The organism is Streptomyces sp. NPDC048337, assembly GCF_043201175.1.
Taxonomy (GTDB): Bacteria; Actinomycetota; Actinomycetes; order Streptomycetales; family Streptomycetaceae; genus Streptomyces.
The window spans coordinates 132,965-147,138 of record NZ_JBICYR010000003.1 but is presented as its reverse complement, the minus strand read 5'-3'; the positions used below and the strand labels follow the sequence as shown (position 1 = coordinate 147,138).

The 14,174-nt window shown below is 72.5% G+C and carries 11 protein-coding genes and 1 pseudogene; 4 read left to right on the top strand and 8 right to left on the bottom strand.

What is annotated here, in order from left to right:
* Window positions 1-35: 35 nt before the first annotated feature.
* From ACGFYU_RS06395 to ACGFYU_RS06370, 6 genes are all read right to left on the bottom strand, one after another.
* Entirely contained in the window at window positions 36-1,013 is a 978-nt protein-coding gene (locus ACGFYU_RS06395) for an ABC transporter substrate-binding protein (RefSeq protein ID WP_393826111.1), read from the bottom strand.
* A gap of 1 nt (window position 1,014) precedes the next feature.
* Window positions 1,015-3,075 (bottom strand): ABC transporter permease subunit, encoded by a 2,061-nt coding sequence (locus ACGFYU_RS06390; RefSeq protein ID WP_393826110.1) that lies wholly within the window; start codon window positions 3,073-3,075, stop codon window positions 1,015-1,017.
* Window positions 3,076-3,127: 52 nt separating this feature from the next.
* Window positions 3,128-4,222, bottom strand: a complete 1,095-nt coding sequence (locus ACGFYU_RS06385) for a glycine betaine/L-proline ABC transporter ATP-binding protein (RefSeq protein WP_393826109.1) — start codon at window positions 4,220-4,222, stop codon at window positions 3,128-3,130.
* Entirely contained in the window at window positions 4,219-5,775 is a 1,557-nt protein-coding gene (locus ACGFYU_RS06380; RefSeq protein ID WP_393826108.1) for a GMC family oxidoreductase, read from the bottom strand. The genes ACGFYU_RS06385 and ACGFYU_RS06380 overlap by 4 nt, the downstream gene beginning before the upstream one ends.
* A gap of 14 nt (window positions 5,776-5,789) precedes the next feature.
* Complete coding sequence (locus ACGFYU_RS06375) at window positions 5,790-7,274, bottom strand: aldehyde dehydrogenase family protein (RefSeq protein WP_393826107.1); 1,485 nt, start codon at window positions 7,272-7,274, stop codon at window positions 5,790-5,792.
* 144 nt (window positions 7,275-7,418) lie between these two features.
* Complete coding sequence (locus tag ACGFYU_RS06370) at window positions 7,419-7,622, bottom strand: hypothetical protein (protein ID WP_393826106.1); 204 nt, start codon at window positions 7,620-7,622, stop codon at window positions 7,419-7,421.
* Window positions 7,623-7,695: 73 nt separating this feature from the next.
* Between ACGFYU_RS06370 and ACGFYU_RS06365 the strand changes: the two genes are divergently transcribed.
* Complete coding sequence (locus ACGFYU_RS06365; protein WP_393826105.1) at window positions 7,696-9,237, top strand: immunity 49 family protein; 1,542 nt, start codon at window positions 7,696-7,698, stop codon at window positions 9,235-9,237.
* A 53-nt stretch (window positions 9,238-9,290) separates the two neighbouring features.
* Window positions 9,291-10,121 carry a class I SAM-dependent methyltransferase gene (locus tag ACGFYU_RS06360; RefSeq protein WP_393826104.1) on the top strand — a complete coding sequence of 277 codons (831 nt, stop codon included), beginning with the start codon at window positions 9,291-9,293 and terminating at the stop codon, window positions 10,119-10,121.
* Here the strand turns inward: ACGFYU_RS06360 and ACGFYU_RS06355 are convergent.
* Both ACGFYU_RS06355 and ACGFYU_RS06350 read right to left on the bottom strand, forming a co-directional pair.
* On the bottom strand, window positions 10,113-11,021 hold the full coding sequence (locus ACGFYU_RS06355) for a hypothetical protein (RefSeq protein WP_393826103.1): 909 nt from the start codon (window positions 11,019-11,021) through the stop codon (window positions 10,113-10,115). The two genes, ACGFYU_RS06360 and ACGFYU_RS06355, sit on opposite strands and share 9 nt — an antisense overlap.
* A gap of 34 nt (window positions 11,022-11,055) precedes the next feature.
* Window positions 11,056-12,167, bottom strand: a pseudogene (locus ACGFYU_RS06350) (CehA/McbA family metallohydrolase).
* 192 nt (window positions 12,168-12,359) lie between these two features.
* Between ACGFYU_RS06350 and ACGFYU_RS06345 the strand changes: the two are divergent.
* Together ACGFYU_RS06345 and ACGFYU_RS06340 are read left to right on the top strand one after the other, a co-directional pair.
* Complete coding sequence (locus tag ACGFYU_RS06345; protein WP_393826102.1) at window positions 12,360-13,364, top strand: ATP-binding cassette domain-containing protein; 1,005 nt, start codon at window positions 12,360-12,362, stop codon at window positions 13,362-13,364.
* Window positions 13,361-14,173 (top strand): ABC transporter permease, encoded by an 813-nt coding sequence (locus ACGFYU_RS06340; protein ID WP_393826101.1) that lies wholly within the window; start codon window positions 13,361-13,363, stop codon window positions 14,171-14,173. The genes ACGFYU_RS06345 and ACGFYU_RS06340 overlap by 4 nt, the downstream gene beginning before the upstream one ends.
* The last annotated feature ends 1 nt before the right edge of the window (window position 14,174 follow it).

Sequence of the window (14,174 nt, the reverse complement as noted above, 5' to 3'; positions counted from 1 at the left end):
GGGGATGCGGCGGCCCCGGCGTCATCGGCGGAGGGTCAGCGCACCCAGGGCCGCCACACCTGCTCGTTGTGCTCCACCCACTTCTTCGCCGCCTGCTCCGGGGACAGCTTCTCCTCGGCGATCATCAGCGCCACCTCGTTCTGCTCCTCGACGCTCCAGCGGAACCGCTTCAGGAACTCCGCCGCCTTCCCGCCGGCCTCCGCGAACCGCGTGTTCAGGTACTTCTGCAGCGGCGTGTGGGGATAGGCGCAGGCGACCGCCTTCGGATCGGCGTCACAACCCTCCTTGTACTCGGGCAGCTTCACCTCCGTCATCGGGACCCGCTCGAACAGCCACTGCGGCTTGTACCAGTACGTGAGGAACGGCTTGCGCTCCTTCGCGAACTGCCGGATCTGGGTGATCTGCGCGGCCTCGGAGCCGGCGAACACCACCTCGAAGTCCAGGCCCAGGTTCTTCACCAGCGCCTTGTCGTTGGTGACGTACGACGGGGAGCCGTCCATCAGCTGGCCCTTGCCGCGGCTCTCGGCGGTGCCCAGCTGGTCGGCGTACTTGTTCAGGTTCTTCCAGTCGGTGACGTCCGGATGGGCCTCGGCGAAGTACGTCGGGACGAACCAGCCGATGTGGCCGGTCACGCCCAGCTCGCCGCCCGCGGTGATGGTCTTCTTGTCCTGGACGTACCGCTTCTCCTGCTCCGGATGGCCCCAGTCCTCCAGGATCGCGTCGACCCGGCCCTGGCTCAGCGCGTCCCACGCGGGGACCTCGTCCACCTGGACGGTGTCGACGCGATACCCCAGCTCGTGTTCGAGCAGATAGGCGGCGACGGCGGTGTTCGCCTGGGCGCCGACCCAGGACTGGATGGAGAGGGTGACGGTCTTCGCGCCCTCCGCGGCGGCGTACGGAGAGGCCTGGCGGGTCATGTCGGCCGCGCCGCAGCCGGTGAGCACGGCGAGAGCGGTCACGGCGGCGAACGCGCCGAGGCGGCGACGGCCGCGCTGCTGATTGCGCCCGTTCATGTCAGGCCTCCTTCGCGGGCTGGGTAACCCGGTCGAGCATCAGACCGAGACAGACGATCGCGGCGCCGGCCACCAGGCCGGTCGCCAGGTCGCCCTGGGCGAGGCCGAGCACCACGTCGTAGCCGAGCGCGCCGCCCCCGACGAGGCCGCCGATGATGACGACGGCGAGTACGAGCACCACCGCCTGGTTGAGTGCCAGCAGCAACGCGGGCCGTGCCAGGGGAAGTTGGACCTGGCGCAGCTGCTGTGACCCGGTGGCGCCCAGGGAGCGGGCCGACTCCAGGGCCGCCGGGCTCACCCCGCGCAGGCCCTCGGCCGTGATGCGTACGACGGCGGGCAGTGCGTACACCACGGCGGCGGCCGCGGCCGGAGCCCGGCCCACGCCGAACAGCGCGACCACCGGGATGAGGTAGACGAACTGCGGCATCGTCTGGCACACGTCGAGCACCGGACGCAGCAGACGCCGCGCGCGGTCGCGGCGGGCGGCCGCGACGCCGATCGCGAAACCGAGGACGAGGGTGACGGCGACGGCGGCCAGCACCTGCGAGAGGGTGTCGAGGGAGGGCTCCCACACGCCGAGTACACCGATGGCGGCCAGGGCGAGGACGGCGGTCAGCGCGGTGCGCCACGTGCCGACGAGGAGGCCGAGCGCGCCGACCGCGAGCAGGAGCAGCCACCACGGCGTGGCCTGCAGCCCGGAGCGCAGGGGGTCGAGGACCCAGCTGGTGAACCGGGCCGCCCAGTCGGCGGTGCCGCCGACCACCGGCACTCCCGAGTAGAGGTGATCGGTCATCCAGCCGACCGCCCGGTTGACCGGCTCCGCGATCGGCACGGTCCATGACTCGGGCCACAGCGAGGTGCCCGCCATACGTCCCGCGACGGAGGCGGCGACGGCCGTGAGGACGGTGAGCAGCCGCCCGTACCAGCCCGCGAACACCCGTCGCAGCAGGGGCTGTTGATACGAGGGCACCGGCCTGGCGCCCAGCCGGGTGCCCGCCGCGTCGGCCGTGCGGTCGAGGACCACCGCGAGCAGGACGATGGGGAGGCCGGCGGCGAGCGCCGCACCGACGTCGACCGAGGCGAGGGCCTGGTAGACCCGGTCGCCGAGGCCGCCCGCGCCGATCACGGAGGCGATGACGGCCATCGACAGCGCCATCATGATGGCCTGGTTGACGCCGAGCAGGATCTGCCGGCGGGCCAGCGGGAGCCGCGCGGTCAGCAGGCGCTGGCGCCCGGTCGCGCCGAGCGAGGCCGCGGCCTCCAGTACCCCGGCGTCGGCCTCGCGCAGGCCGAGCGCCGTGAGCCGGGCCATCGGCGGAGCCGCGTACACCACGGTGGCCAGTACGGCGGCGGGGACGCCGATCCCGAAGACCATCACCATCGGCAGCAGATACGCGAACGCGGGCAGCACCTGCATGGTGTCGAGTACGGGGCGCAGCGCGCGGTCGGCCCGCGGCGACATCCCGGCGGCCAGGCCGAGGAGGGCGCCGACCACGACGGAAGCGGCGACGGCCACGACCATCAGCGCGAGGGTCTGCATCGTCGGGACCCACATGCCGAGCAGCCCGCACGCGGCGAAGGCGGCCGAGCAGGTGACGGCGAGCCGCAGGCCCGCCAGCCGCAGGGCGATGAGGCCGGCGAGGGCGGTGACGCCGATCCAGCCCGCGGCGAGCAGGACGACGTACACCGCGCGGACGGAGACCACCACGGCGTTGCTGACGTGCCCGAAGAAGTAGAGGAAGAGCGGGTGGCCGTCGCGGTTGTCGATGATCCAGTCACCGGCCCGGCCGAGCGGGCCGGAGGCGTCGACGACGAGGGCGGCGGGCCAGCTCCCGGCACCCGGGAAGGCCATCGCGAGCGGGAGCAGCACCACCGCGGCGACGGCGAGGGGCAGGACCCTGCGGCCGACGCGGTGGTCGAGCAGCAGGGCTTTCACGCGTCGGCCCGGCGCTCCGGCGGCGGACCGCCCGGGAGCTGCCTGTCCGCCCCCGGACGGCCGCCGCGGCTGTTCGGATCGGCCGCCCTGCCCGGGGTCCCGTACGGGTGTGGTGGTCGTGGTCATCGGCGCCACCTCCCCGGGCCGGGGACGGGGGCCGCGCAGCGGGTACGGCGCCTCATGCTGCCACCCCCCGCCCGGACGGGGCCGGCAGACCGGCGACCACCGCGAGCAGCCCCGCGTCGTCGACTACACCCAGGCAGCGGCCGTCGTCGACGACCCGCGCCGGGCCACCGCTGCGGGCGACGGCCTCGATGGCCTCCACCACCGTGGTCGCCGGCGTCAGTGCCGGGCCCTGACCGGCCTCGCCGTCCGTCGCGGGGCGCATCGCGCTGCGCACGGTGAGCACCTGCTCCCGTGGCACGTCGGCGACGAAGTCCCGTACGTAGTCGTCGGCGGGCGAGCCCACGATCTCCTCCGGGGTGCCGAGTTGCACGATCCGGCCGTCGCGCATCAGCGCGATCCGGTCGCCGAGGCGGAGCGCTTCGGACAGGTCGTGGGTGATGAAGACCATCGTGCGGCCCTCCTCGTGGTGGAGCCGGGCCACCTCGCCCTGCATCTCGCGGCGGATCAGCGGGTCGAGTGCGCTGAACGGCTCGTCGAACAACAGCACTTCGGGATCGGCGGCGAGGGCGCGCGCGAGGCCGACCCGCTGCTGCTGGCCGCCGGACAGCTGACCGGGCCGGCGGTTCTCGAGGCCTTCGAGACCGACCTTGCCGACCATCTCGGCCGCCTTGGCGCGCCGGTCGGGACGGCTCATGCCCTGGATCTCCAGTCCGTAGGCAACGTTGTCCAGGACGGTGCGGTGCGGCAGGAGGCCGAAGTGCTGGAAGACCATGGAGGCGCGGTGGCGGCGCAGTTCGCGCAGCCGGGCCGGGTCCATGGCGAGGACGTCCTCACCGTCTATGGCGAGGGATCCGGCCGTGGGCTCGATCAGCCGGGTCAGGCAGCGCACGAGGGTGGACTTGCCCGAATCGGACAGGCCCATGACGACGAAGACCTCGCCCTTGCGCACGTCGAAGGTGACGTCGCGGACGGCGGCGGTGCAGCCCGTGCGCTCGCGCAGTTCGGCGGCGGGCAGCGCGGCGTCCTCGGAGCCCGGCACCAGGGCGGCCTTGCGCCGGGGGCCGAAGACCTTCCACAGGCCCTGTACGGAGAACACGGGCGCGGCGGCGGTGTCCGGCACGGCGGGGGTGGTAGGGGAGGCGGTCACCGGACCTCACCGCCCAGCAGCTCGGCGGCCTTCTCGCCGACCATGAGTACTCCGATCATCGGGTTGACCGCGGGCATCGTCGGGAAGACGGAGGCGTCCGCGATGCGTATGCCGTCGAGGCCCCGCACCTTCAAGTCCGGCCCCACCACGGCGGTTCGGTCGTCGGCGGCGCCCATCCTGCAGGTGCCGGCCGGGTGGTAGACGGTGTGCGCCACCGAGCGGGCGTACGCGCTCAGCGCCTCGTCGTCGGTGATCTCCGGGCCCGGGCACACCTCGCGCTTCAGCCATCCGGCCAGCGGCTCGGCCGCGGCGATCTCGCGGGCCAGCTTGATGCCGTCCACCAGCGTCCGGGCGTCGTAGTCCTCCTCGTCCGTGAAGTAGCGGAAATCGAGGGCGGGTTTGACCTCGGGGTCGGCGCTGGTGAGGTAGAGGCGGCCGCGGCTGCGCGGCTTGGGGATGTTGGGGGTCAACGAGACGCCGTGCGCGGGGCGTTCGTAGCCGATCCGCTCCGGGTTGTCGGTGAAGGGGACCTGGTAGAAGTGGAACATCAGGTCGGGACCGGGGGAGTCCGGGTCACGCCGGACGAACAGGCCCGCGTCGCTGTCCATCGCCGAGTTCTCGGGGATCGGGCCGTTCGTCTCCCAGACGATCACGGATTCCGGATGGTCGAGGAGGTTCTCGCCGACACCGGGCAGATCGTGGACCGGGGGAATGCCGAGGGCCTCCAGGTCCTCGCGGGGGCCGATGCCGGAGTGCAGCAGCAGGCGCGGGGTGTCCACGGCGCCCGCGCACACCACCACCTCGCGGCGGGCGGTGATCAGCGACTTCGTACCGTCCGCGGCACGGACGTGGACGCCGCGCGCCCGGGTGCCCTCCAGCTCCAGGCGGTGGGCCCAGGTCTCCAGCAGGATCCGCAGGTTGGGGCGGTCGTCCATTACCGGGTGGAGGTACGCCACCGAGGCCGACGAGCGCTTGTTCGTCTCCGGGTGGTAGGCGAGGTCGAAGAACCCGGCGCCCTCGTGGAACGGCTTCCGGTTGAAGCCCTCGACGCGCGGCACCCCCAGCGCGCCCCGGGCGGCGTCGACGAAGTCGCGGGCGATGGCGTTACGGTCCGCCTCGCCGACCGGCACGATGTTGTTGAGGAGCCGGTCGAAGTAGGGGTCCATGGCGGCCGCGTGCCACCCCTCGGCGCCCGCGTCCGACCACTCGTCCCAGTCGGAGGGGAGCGGCTTGAAGGCGATGAGGGTGTTGTGCGAGGAACAGCCGCCCAGCACGCGGGCCCGGCTGTGCCGGATGTGCGAGTTGCCGCGCGGCTGCTCGGTGGTGGGGTAGTCGTAGTCGAGTTCGCCGCCGAGCAGCCCCATCCATCGGCGCAGGGTGAGCACGTCGGGGCGGTCGACGTCGCTCGGTCCGCCCTCGATCACGGCGACGGTGACGTCCGGGTCCTCGGTCAGCCGCGAGGCGATCACCGACCCGGCGGTCCCGCCGCCGACGACGACGTAGTCGTACTCGTACGCGTCCTCGTGGTGCATGGTGGTGTTGTTGCTGTTCATGTCTCTCCTGCGCTTCAGCCCGCGAACCAGCGCACGGGGCGCGGAGCGAGGTTCTGGTACACGTGCTTGGTCTCGCGGTACTCGGCCAGGCCGGACGGGCCGAGCTCGCGTCCGATCCCGGACTTGCCGAAGCCGCCCCATTCGGCCTGCGGCAGGTACGGGTGGAAGTCGTTGATCCAGACGGTGCCGTGGCGCAGCCGGCCCGCCACCCGGCGGGCGCGGTCCGGGTCGGTGGTCCAGACGCCGCCGGCGAGCCCGTACTCGGTGTCGTTGGCGAGCGCCACGGCCTCGTCCTCGGTGCGGAAGGTCTCGACGGTCAGGACCGGTCCGAAGACTTCCTCGCGCACCACGCGCATGCGGCGGTGACAGCGGTCGAGGACGGTCGGGCGGTAGAAGAAGCCGGGGCCCGGGGGCCGTTCGCCCCCGGCGCGCAGCACGGCGCCCTCGGCGAGCGCGGAGGCGACATACGACTCGGTGCGCTCCAACTGGGCGGCGGAGACCAGCGGTCCGCATTCGACGCCGGGATCGGTGCCGCGGCCGATGCGGATCTTCTCGGTGCGGCGGGCGAGTTCGGCGACGAAGCGCTCGCGCAGTGATTCCTCGACGATCAGGCGGGAGCCGGCCGAGCACACCTGGCCGCTGTGCATGAACGCGGCGTTGAGGGCCTGGTCGACGGCCGTGTCGAAACCGTCCTCGGAGGCGCAGGCGTCGGCGAAGACGACATTGGGGTTCTTGCCGCCGAGTTCGAGGGCGACCTTCTTGACCGTGTCGGCGGCCGCGCGCATGACCTTCGTACCGCTGGCGAGTCCGCCGGTGAAGGAGACCAGGTCCACATCGGGGTGGGAGGCGAGGCGGGCGCCGACCGGATCACCGGCTCCGGTGACCAGATTGGCGACTCCGGCGGGCAGGCCCGCCTCCGCCAGCAGCTCGACCAGGGCGACGGTGGTCAGCGGGGTGATCTCGCTGGGCTTGATCACGAAGGTGTTGCCCGCCGCCAGGGCCGGGGCGATCTTCCAGCTGGCCTGGAGCAACGGGTAGTTCCACGGGGTGATCAGGGCGCACACCCCGACCGGCTCGTGGACGACGACGCTGCGGATGTCGGGGGATCCGGCGTCCACGACCCGGCCCGCCGCCTCACCGGTGACGAGGTCGGCGAAATAGCGGAAGGCGTCGACGACGCAGTCCACGTCCACGCGGCCCTCTTCGAGCGTCTTGCCGGCGTCCAGGCTCTCCAGCAGGCCGATGCGCTCGCGGTCGCGCTGCAGCAGGTCGGCCGTGCGCCGCAGCAGCGCCGCCCGCTCGGCGACGGGGGTTCCCGGCCACTCCCCGCCGTCGAAAGCGGCCCGTGCGGCGCTCACGGCCGCGTCCGTGTCGGCGGTGTCACCCTGGGCGACCACGGCGAGGACGAAGGCGTCCACCGGGTCCAGGATCTCCCTGGAGGCTCCCGAGGCCGCGGACCGCCACGTTCCGGCTGTGTAGATGGTCTTCTGCTCCGACACGACGATCTGTACCTCCGGGTTCCGTCAACGCGGCGGACCCGCGGTGACCTGGCGAACACCGCGCATGCCTCCTGCCCCGGAACTCATGTCCCATCCGTCACCGGAAGTGACTGGAGTCACGCGGGAGGAGGGGGTGGCGTGAGCTCAGGCGCGACGGAACAGGTCGTCGTCGGTCACCGGCCGCGGGCCCGCCCACGACAGGCCCGGGCGGCGGGGCACCTCACGGCCCTGGGCGAGCCACTGCCGCTCCACGGCGTCGTAGATCGGTGCGTCGGATGCCTGCCAGAACTCCTGGGCCGGCCGGGTGAATCCGGCACACTCCGGAGGAGAAACGGTTTTCCGGTCCATGCTCGGATTCAACGAATCGGACCGCCCTGCGTGACGGCACGTAACCGTTCCGTCATGTAATAGAGTCGAGTGGGTGAATCGCGACAACTCCCCTGAATCCAGGGGCATACCCGACCCCCGTGTACCGTGGTCGAGCCTCGGCGGTGAGAGCGCCGAGGAACTGCTCCGCGGGACCAGTGCCCGGCTGCTGCCCGTCGAATCGCTCACCCCGGAGATGGCCGGCAACCTGCGGTACGCGCGCGTCGTGGCCGACGGGCTCGTCTTCGCCTACGCCCTCGACGGACCCACCAGCGTCCGCGTCCTCACCGACGACGACGTGGCGCGCGTCGGGCTCCAGGAGCTGGGGCAGGCGGCGTACGGGAACCTGATGCGCGTTCCCGTCACGCACGAGGACGTGCCCATCGAGGGACGCGCGACGCTGCACTCCGTCTACGGCGACTCCCACTTCGTCGCCGCCAAGGCGCTGTACCTGTCGGAACTGGCCCGACGGGTCACCGGCGAGCCCCTCCCGGCCGCCGGCGCCCTCGTCGTCGTCCCCACCCGGCACCTGCTGGCCTACCACCCGATCGCCGACGGCTCGGTGGTCGATGCCCTCAACGACCTGGCCTCGTACGCCCTGGGCGCCTACGAGGACGGCCCGGGGCCCCTGTCACCGCGGGTCTACTGGTGGCACCGGGGCGGCCTGACCTCCCTCACGGTCATCGACGACGACACCCGTACCTTCTCGCTCCAGCCGCCGCCGCAACTGCTCGGCCTGATGAAGGGTCTGGTCCGCCTCGACCTCGCCGGCCGGATCGCCACCCCCGCCGCTGACCGGGCCCCCGACGTCACCGAACTCACCCGTACCACGGCCGAGTCCACAGCCCGACTCGCGCAGGACCCCTCGGGGCTGGGCGACGCCTTCGCCTCCGCCCTGGCACTCGCCCACGCCCACTGCGCCACCGACCCCAAGGCGTCGCACATCGACACGTGGGACGCGTGGGCCACCGCCGTGCAGCTGGGCTCCGCGCTGTTCACCGGATCCGCTCCCATGCCGTGCCACCTGGGCGAGGACCACGTCACGCAGCTGCCCGCCACGCCCGCCGACCCGCCCGCGGACGCCCGCGCCTGGCTCGACGCCCTCTACCTCGCCGTGGTGTGCCGCGAGCACGACCGGGTCGCCCGGCTGTGCCGGGTTCCGCTGGAGACGCTGCGACAGGACGACTCCGTCGACACCTACGTCCTGCACTGGATCGACACCCTGCGGACCTACTTCTCCGCCGAGGGCTCCATGGACGCGGTCGTCGAGCAGCTGCTCGCCACCATGCGGACGTCCATGCCCGAGAACCTGACCCACGCGCCGGACGACTTCGTGAACCGGATCGACTTCCAGCCGGTCGCGCTCTTCCACCGCCTCGTCGCGCGGGACCACGACGCCTTCGCGAAGGCACTCGCCGGGGCCGTCGAGGAACACGGCGGGTACTGGGGCGATTCGTCGGCGCCGCGCGCCCGCCTGGCACTCGGCCCCCTCGCCATGGCCTGCCTGGCCCACGACGCCGGCTTCCCCGTCGACCTGACACACCGGTACCTGCCCACGTACCTCCTCAACCGGCAACGCATCGAACAGATCCCCTGACGGCATAGACCCGCGCGGGCGCGCCCGGCGGCCGATCGGGGGACAATGGGGACATGGCTGGCGCGGGTCTGCCGTCGGACGGCACCCGGCTCCCGGGCGAGGGGCGCTACGGTGAGCGGGTCTTCCGTCCCGACGAGGGAGGCGAGGGCGACCGTATCGACCTCGGAGCCCTCACCTACGACGAAACGACCATGGCCCGACTGCGACAGCTCGGAGCCGGCCCCGGCTGGACCTGCCTGGACGTGGGCGCGGGAACCGGAACGGTGGCGCGAAGACTGCTGGCCGAGGCGGGCGTCGCGGCGGTCCTCGCGGTGGACCGCGGCGTACGGTTCCTCGCGGCGCACCCCGTACCGGGACTGACGGTGCGACAGGAGGACATCACCTCCGACGACTTCGCCCCGGGGCTCTTCCACCTGGTCCACGCCCGGTTCGTCCTCATGCACCTGCCGTCCCCGCAGCGCATGGTCGCCAAGCTGAGCGGGCTGCTCGCCCCCGGCGGAGTACTGGTCATCAGTGACGCGGTCGACCTGACGACGGAGTCCGCGCCCGTCACCCCGTACACCCGCGCCATGCGCGCCATGTGGCAGGGGCTGCGCGACACCATCGGGACCGACGTCTCGCGGGTTCCCCGTCACCCGGAGCTGCTGCGCGCGGCGGGGCTGGAATCCGTGGCGGCCGAGATCCTCGTACCGCCGCTCGAACCGGGCAGCGCCATCAGCAGGTTCTGGGCCGATACCTGGGACCGGGCCGGGGAGGCCATGGTGGGAACGGGCCTCGTCGACCGCGCGCAGATCGACGAGGCCGTGCGCTACCTGGATTCCCCCCGGTGCACCGGGCTGTCACCGGGCATGCTCACGGCCTGGGGCCGCAAGGGCTCAGTGTGAGGCAGCCGGTACGACCGCAACGCCGGTCAGGCGCTTGAAGTCCCCGCCCGAGGCGAGTACCTGCTGCGCCCCGGTCGCGGGGTCCACCCGGAACAGGGTGCCCACGCCGTTCAGGGCCTCGTTGTCGGTGATCAGGAGGCTGCCGTCGGCCTCGATCGCGAGGGCCTGAGGGGCGACGAACCCGCCGCCCGAGGCCACGGTGGTCTGAGCCCCGCTCACCGGATCCACCTTGATCACACCACCGCCGAAGCCGGCGAAGGCGTTCGCGTCGGCCACCAGGATGCTGCCGTCGCCGTCGACCGCCACCCCGATCGGGCTGCGCAGCTCACCGCCCGAGGTCACCGTCGTACGGGCTCCGCCGGCCGGGTCGACGCGGACCACCCGGGCCGAGTGGTCGCCACCGCCCGCCATGGCCTGCTCGACGACGAGAATGCCGCCGTCCGGAGCCGTGCACAGCTTCACGGGCCGCGGCGGAGGATCGCCGCCTTCCCCCGTGCCCAGGGACACCACGGTCTGCTCACCCGTGGCGGGATGGACCCGGATCACGGCGCCGAATCCGGCGGCGAAGCTGTCGGCGACCAGGATGTGCCCGTCGGCCTCGACGGCCACGTCCACCGGGGCGGCGAACTTCCCGCCGGACGACACCTCCGTCTGAGTCCCGCCCCCGCCGGGCAGCCGCAGCAGCGCGCCGGTACCGGGGAAGAACCGGTCCTTGCTGATCAGGACGCTGCCATCGGCCTCGATGGTGAGCCCGGTCGCCCCCTGGAGGTCACCGCCCATGGCGACCAGCCGCGGCTCACCGCCGGCCGGGTCGACGCGGAACACCGCACCGGCGCAGCCGAAGGCCTGGGAATCGCAGAGCAGGATCGTGCCGGCGGGAAGACGTTCCTGGACGGCCATGGCAGCTCCTCGGAAGTAGGGACGGCCCGGCCACTCAACCCCACCACCCACCGCCGCCGGGCGGACCGGCACTCGCCACGCCGCCGCGCGGGCGGTGAACCGCCCGTTCGAAGCACCCGCCCGCTCCTACGGGGCCTTCTCGCTCACGGGCGCCCAGGGAGGTCGCCGCCGGAGCCGTGAACGCGAGCCCCTGATCGGTGACCAGCCGCAGGTCACAGCCCTCGGCGCCGGTCACGGACAGCCGTACGAGGACCTCCGCGGCCGGATCGGCGACCCGCAGCCGATGCGGTCCGGGTCTGGGTGGTAGTCGCTGTGGGCCAGGGCGGGGAGGGCGGTCGCCGTCCGCGCCGCGCAGGGTGGCGTCCCAGGAGGCCAGGGACACCTCGTCGTCGGGGGTCCAGGGGCCGTTCCACACCTCCACCGCGTCCACCTCCTCGTAGCCGAACTTCCAGGCGCAGCCGATGCAGGTGGCGTGCGGGTGGGCGGGTACGACGAGTCCGCCGGCCTGCCGGACGGCGCGGGCGAAGCGCCCGAACCGGCCGTCGCGGGCCCGGTAGCGCCAGTCGACGAAGGTGCCCGGATCGGTGCCGACGGCCAGGACGTGGCCGGTACGGGTGGTGACCTCCTCCCCGGTGAGCACGAGCAGGCCCTCGGCGGCGGCGCCCGCCCAGGCGCCGTGGGAGCTGTGGGTGTTGTGCTCGGAGGTGTTGATGAAGTCCAGTCCGGCGGCCCGGGGGCGAGCGCGACGTGCCGGCGGCCGGGCTCCAGCGGGCCCGGCAGATATCCGGGGGTGGCGTCGTCGCCGCGGAGGAAGAACTCGCCGCGGGCGCCGCCCGACCAGCCGCGGAAGCCCCGGCCGCCGAGCGCGGTGCCGTGCTGGTCGAACAGGCCCATGTCGAGGGCGTTGCCCGGGGTGCCGGGCGGGGTGGGCGGCTTCTCGTAGCGGTAGGAGACGCGTAACTCGCGTATCCCCGGGGGTACTTCGAGCGGTACGTACACGAAGTCCGGCGAGCCCGGCGGGATCGTGCCGCGCAGCGTCGTGGTGGTGGTCGGCTCGGAGGCGGCGGCCGGGGCCGAAACGGAGGAAGTGGCGGCGGTGGCCGCCGCGGTTGCCTGTGCGAGCAGTGCTCGTCGACTGAGGACCATGGCGCCCACGGTGACCGGGCGAGGTGAATCGGGCGTGAACCGAGTGCGCGCCGGCTCCGCCGCCCGGCAGGCGGACTGTCAGGGGCATGCGTCACAGTTGAGAGGAATGACGGCGCTTCCGGTACGGCAGCCGTGACTCACGGCTTCCCCGACGTGACCGCGAGTGGCGGCGGGCGGATACGAGGTGATCCCATGAGGCACGCGATCCGAGCCGAAGGCCTGGCCAAGCGGTTCAAGGAGACGCGCGCGCTGGCCGGGGTGGATCTTCAGGTTCCGGCGGGGACCGTGTGCGGCCTGCTGGGTCCCAACGGCGCCGGGAAGACCACCGCGGTCCGCATCTTCGCCACCCTCCTGCTCCCGGACGGCGGTCGGGCGGAGGTCGGCGGCCACGACGTCGTACGCGAGGCGGGGCGCGTCCGCTCCCTGATCGGGCTCACCGGACAGTACGCCGCCGTGGACGAGAACCTGACCGGCACGGAGAACCTGCTGATGATCGGCCGACTGCTCGGCATGCCGCGCGCCGACGCCCGGGCCCGGGCGGCCGAGCTGCTCGAGCGGTTTCATCTGGCCGACGCCGCGGGACGGGCCGCCAAGGCGTACTCGGGGGGCATGAGGCGACGCCTCGACCTCGCGGCCAGCCTCGTCGGGCGGCCGCGGATCCTCTTCCTGGACGAGCCGACCACCGGACTCGATCCGCACAGCCGCGGCGAGGTGTGGGACATGCTGCGCGCCCTGGTCTCGGAGGGCATGACCACCCTGCTGACCACGCAGTACCTGGACGAGGCCGACCGGCTCGCCGACAACATCGTGGTGATCGACAAGGGCACGGTGATCGCCGACGGCACCCCCGACGAGCTGAAGTCGCAGGTCGGCGGACAGGTCCTGGAACTGCGCCCCGCCCACCCGGCCGACCTCGGCGCGGCGCACGCACTGATCACGGAGGCGGCCGGGCCACAGACCAAGATCGAAAGCGACGGGATCACCGCGCCCGTCAACGACCCGGCGCTCATGCCGAGCGTCGTGCGGCGGCTGGACCAGGCGGGCATCGAAGTCGGCGAACTCACCCTGCGGCGCTCGTCCCTCGACGAGGTGTTCATGGTGCTGACCGGGCACCACGCGGCGCCGGACGGTGCCCCGGCCGATGCGGAAGCCGACGACGCCGACGACCAGCACGTGAACGCCGGGACTTCGTCATGACGGCCACGACGATCACCGAAGGCCTCGGTCGCGGCGGCCATGTGCGCCCCCTGGCGGCTCTGCGGCAAACCGCCACCATGGCATGGCGCAGCCTGGTCTCGGTGAAGCACAACCCCCTGGAGCTCGTCGACTACAGCATCACGCCGATCATGTTCGTGTTCCTGTTCACCTACGTCTTCGGCGGCCAGATGGCCGGTTCTCCCCGCGAGTACCTCCAGTACGCGCTCGCGGGGATCATCGTCCAGAACACCCTCTTCATGAGCATGTACACCGCCATGTCGTTGAACTCCGACCTCACGAAGGGCGTCTTCGACCGACTGCGGAGTCTGCCCATCGCCCGATCGGCGCCGCTCTTCGGACGCATCACGGCCGACCTGGCCAAACAGCTGTGGGCCATGCTCCTCATGATCGCGCTCGGCACGCTGCTGGGCTTCCGGATCACCGGAGGCGTCGGAGGCTTCCTCGGCGCGACCCTACTGCTGCTGACCTTCGCCGCCGCCGTCTCGTGGACGGCGGTACTCATCGGGATGGTGGCCGGGGACGTGGAGAAGGTGCAGGTCTACGCCTTCACGTTCATCTTCCCGATCACGTTCACCAGCAGCGCCTTCGCCAAGGTCGACACCATGCCCGGCTGGCTCCGTGCCTGGGTGGAGGTCAACCCAGTCACGCACCTGTCGGACGCCTTCCGCGGACTCCTGCTCGGCACCCCCGCGGGCCGGCCGATCCTGTGGTCCCTGGTCTGGGCGGCGGGCATCGCGGCCGTCTTCATGCCGCTGGCGATGCGCGCCTACCGATCCCAGGACCGCTGAG

Bases quoted from the DNA above. Each gene is read 5' to 3' on its own strand.
- ACGFYU_RS06395 (WP_393826111.1), bottom strand. From the start codon at position 1,013: ATGAACGGGCGCAATCAGCAGCGCGGCCGTCGCCGCCTCGGCGCGTTC.
- ACGFYU_RS06390 (WP_393826110.1), bottom strand. From the start codon at position 3,075: ATGACCACGACCACCACACCCGTACGGGACCCCGGGCAGGGCGGCCGA.
- ACGFYU_RS06380 (WP_393826108.1), bottom strand. From the start codon at position 5,775: ATGAACAGCAACAACACCACCATGCACCACGAGGACGCGTACGAGTAC.
- ACGFYU_RS06370 (WP_393826106.1), bottom strand. From the start codon at position 7,622: ATGGACCGGAAAACCGTTTCTCCTCCGGAGTGTGCCGGATTCACCCGG.
- ACGFYU_RS06360 (WP_393826104.1), top strand. From the start codon at position 9,291: ATGGCTGGCGCGGGTCTGCCGTCGGACGGCACCCGGCTCCCGGGCGAG.
- ACGFYU_RS06355 (WP_393826103.1), bottom strand. From the start codon at position 11,021: ATGGCCGTCCAGGAACGTCTTCCCGCCGGCACGATCCTGCTCTGCGAT.
- ACGFYU_RS06345 (WP_393826102.1), top strand. From the start codon at position 12,360: ATGAGGCACGCGATCCGAGCCGAAGGCCTGGCCAAGCGGTTCAAGGAG.
- ACGFYU_RS06340 (WP_393826101.1), top strand. From the start codon at position 13,361: ATGACGGCCACGACGATCACCGAAGGCCTCGGTCGCGGCGGCCATGTG.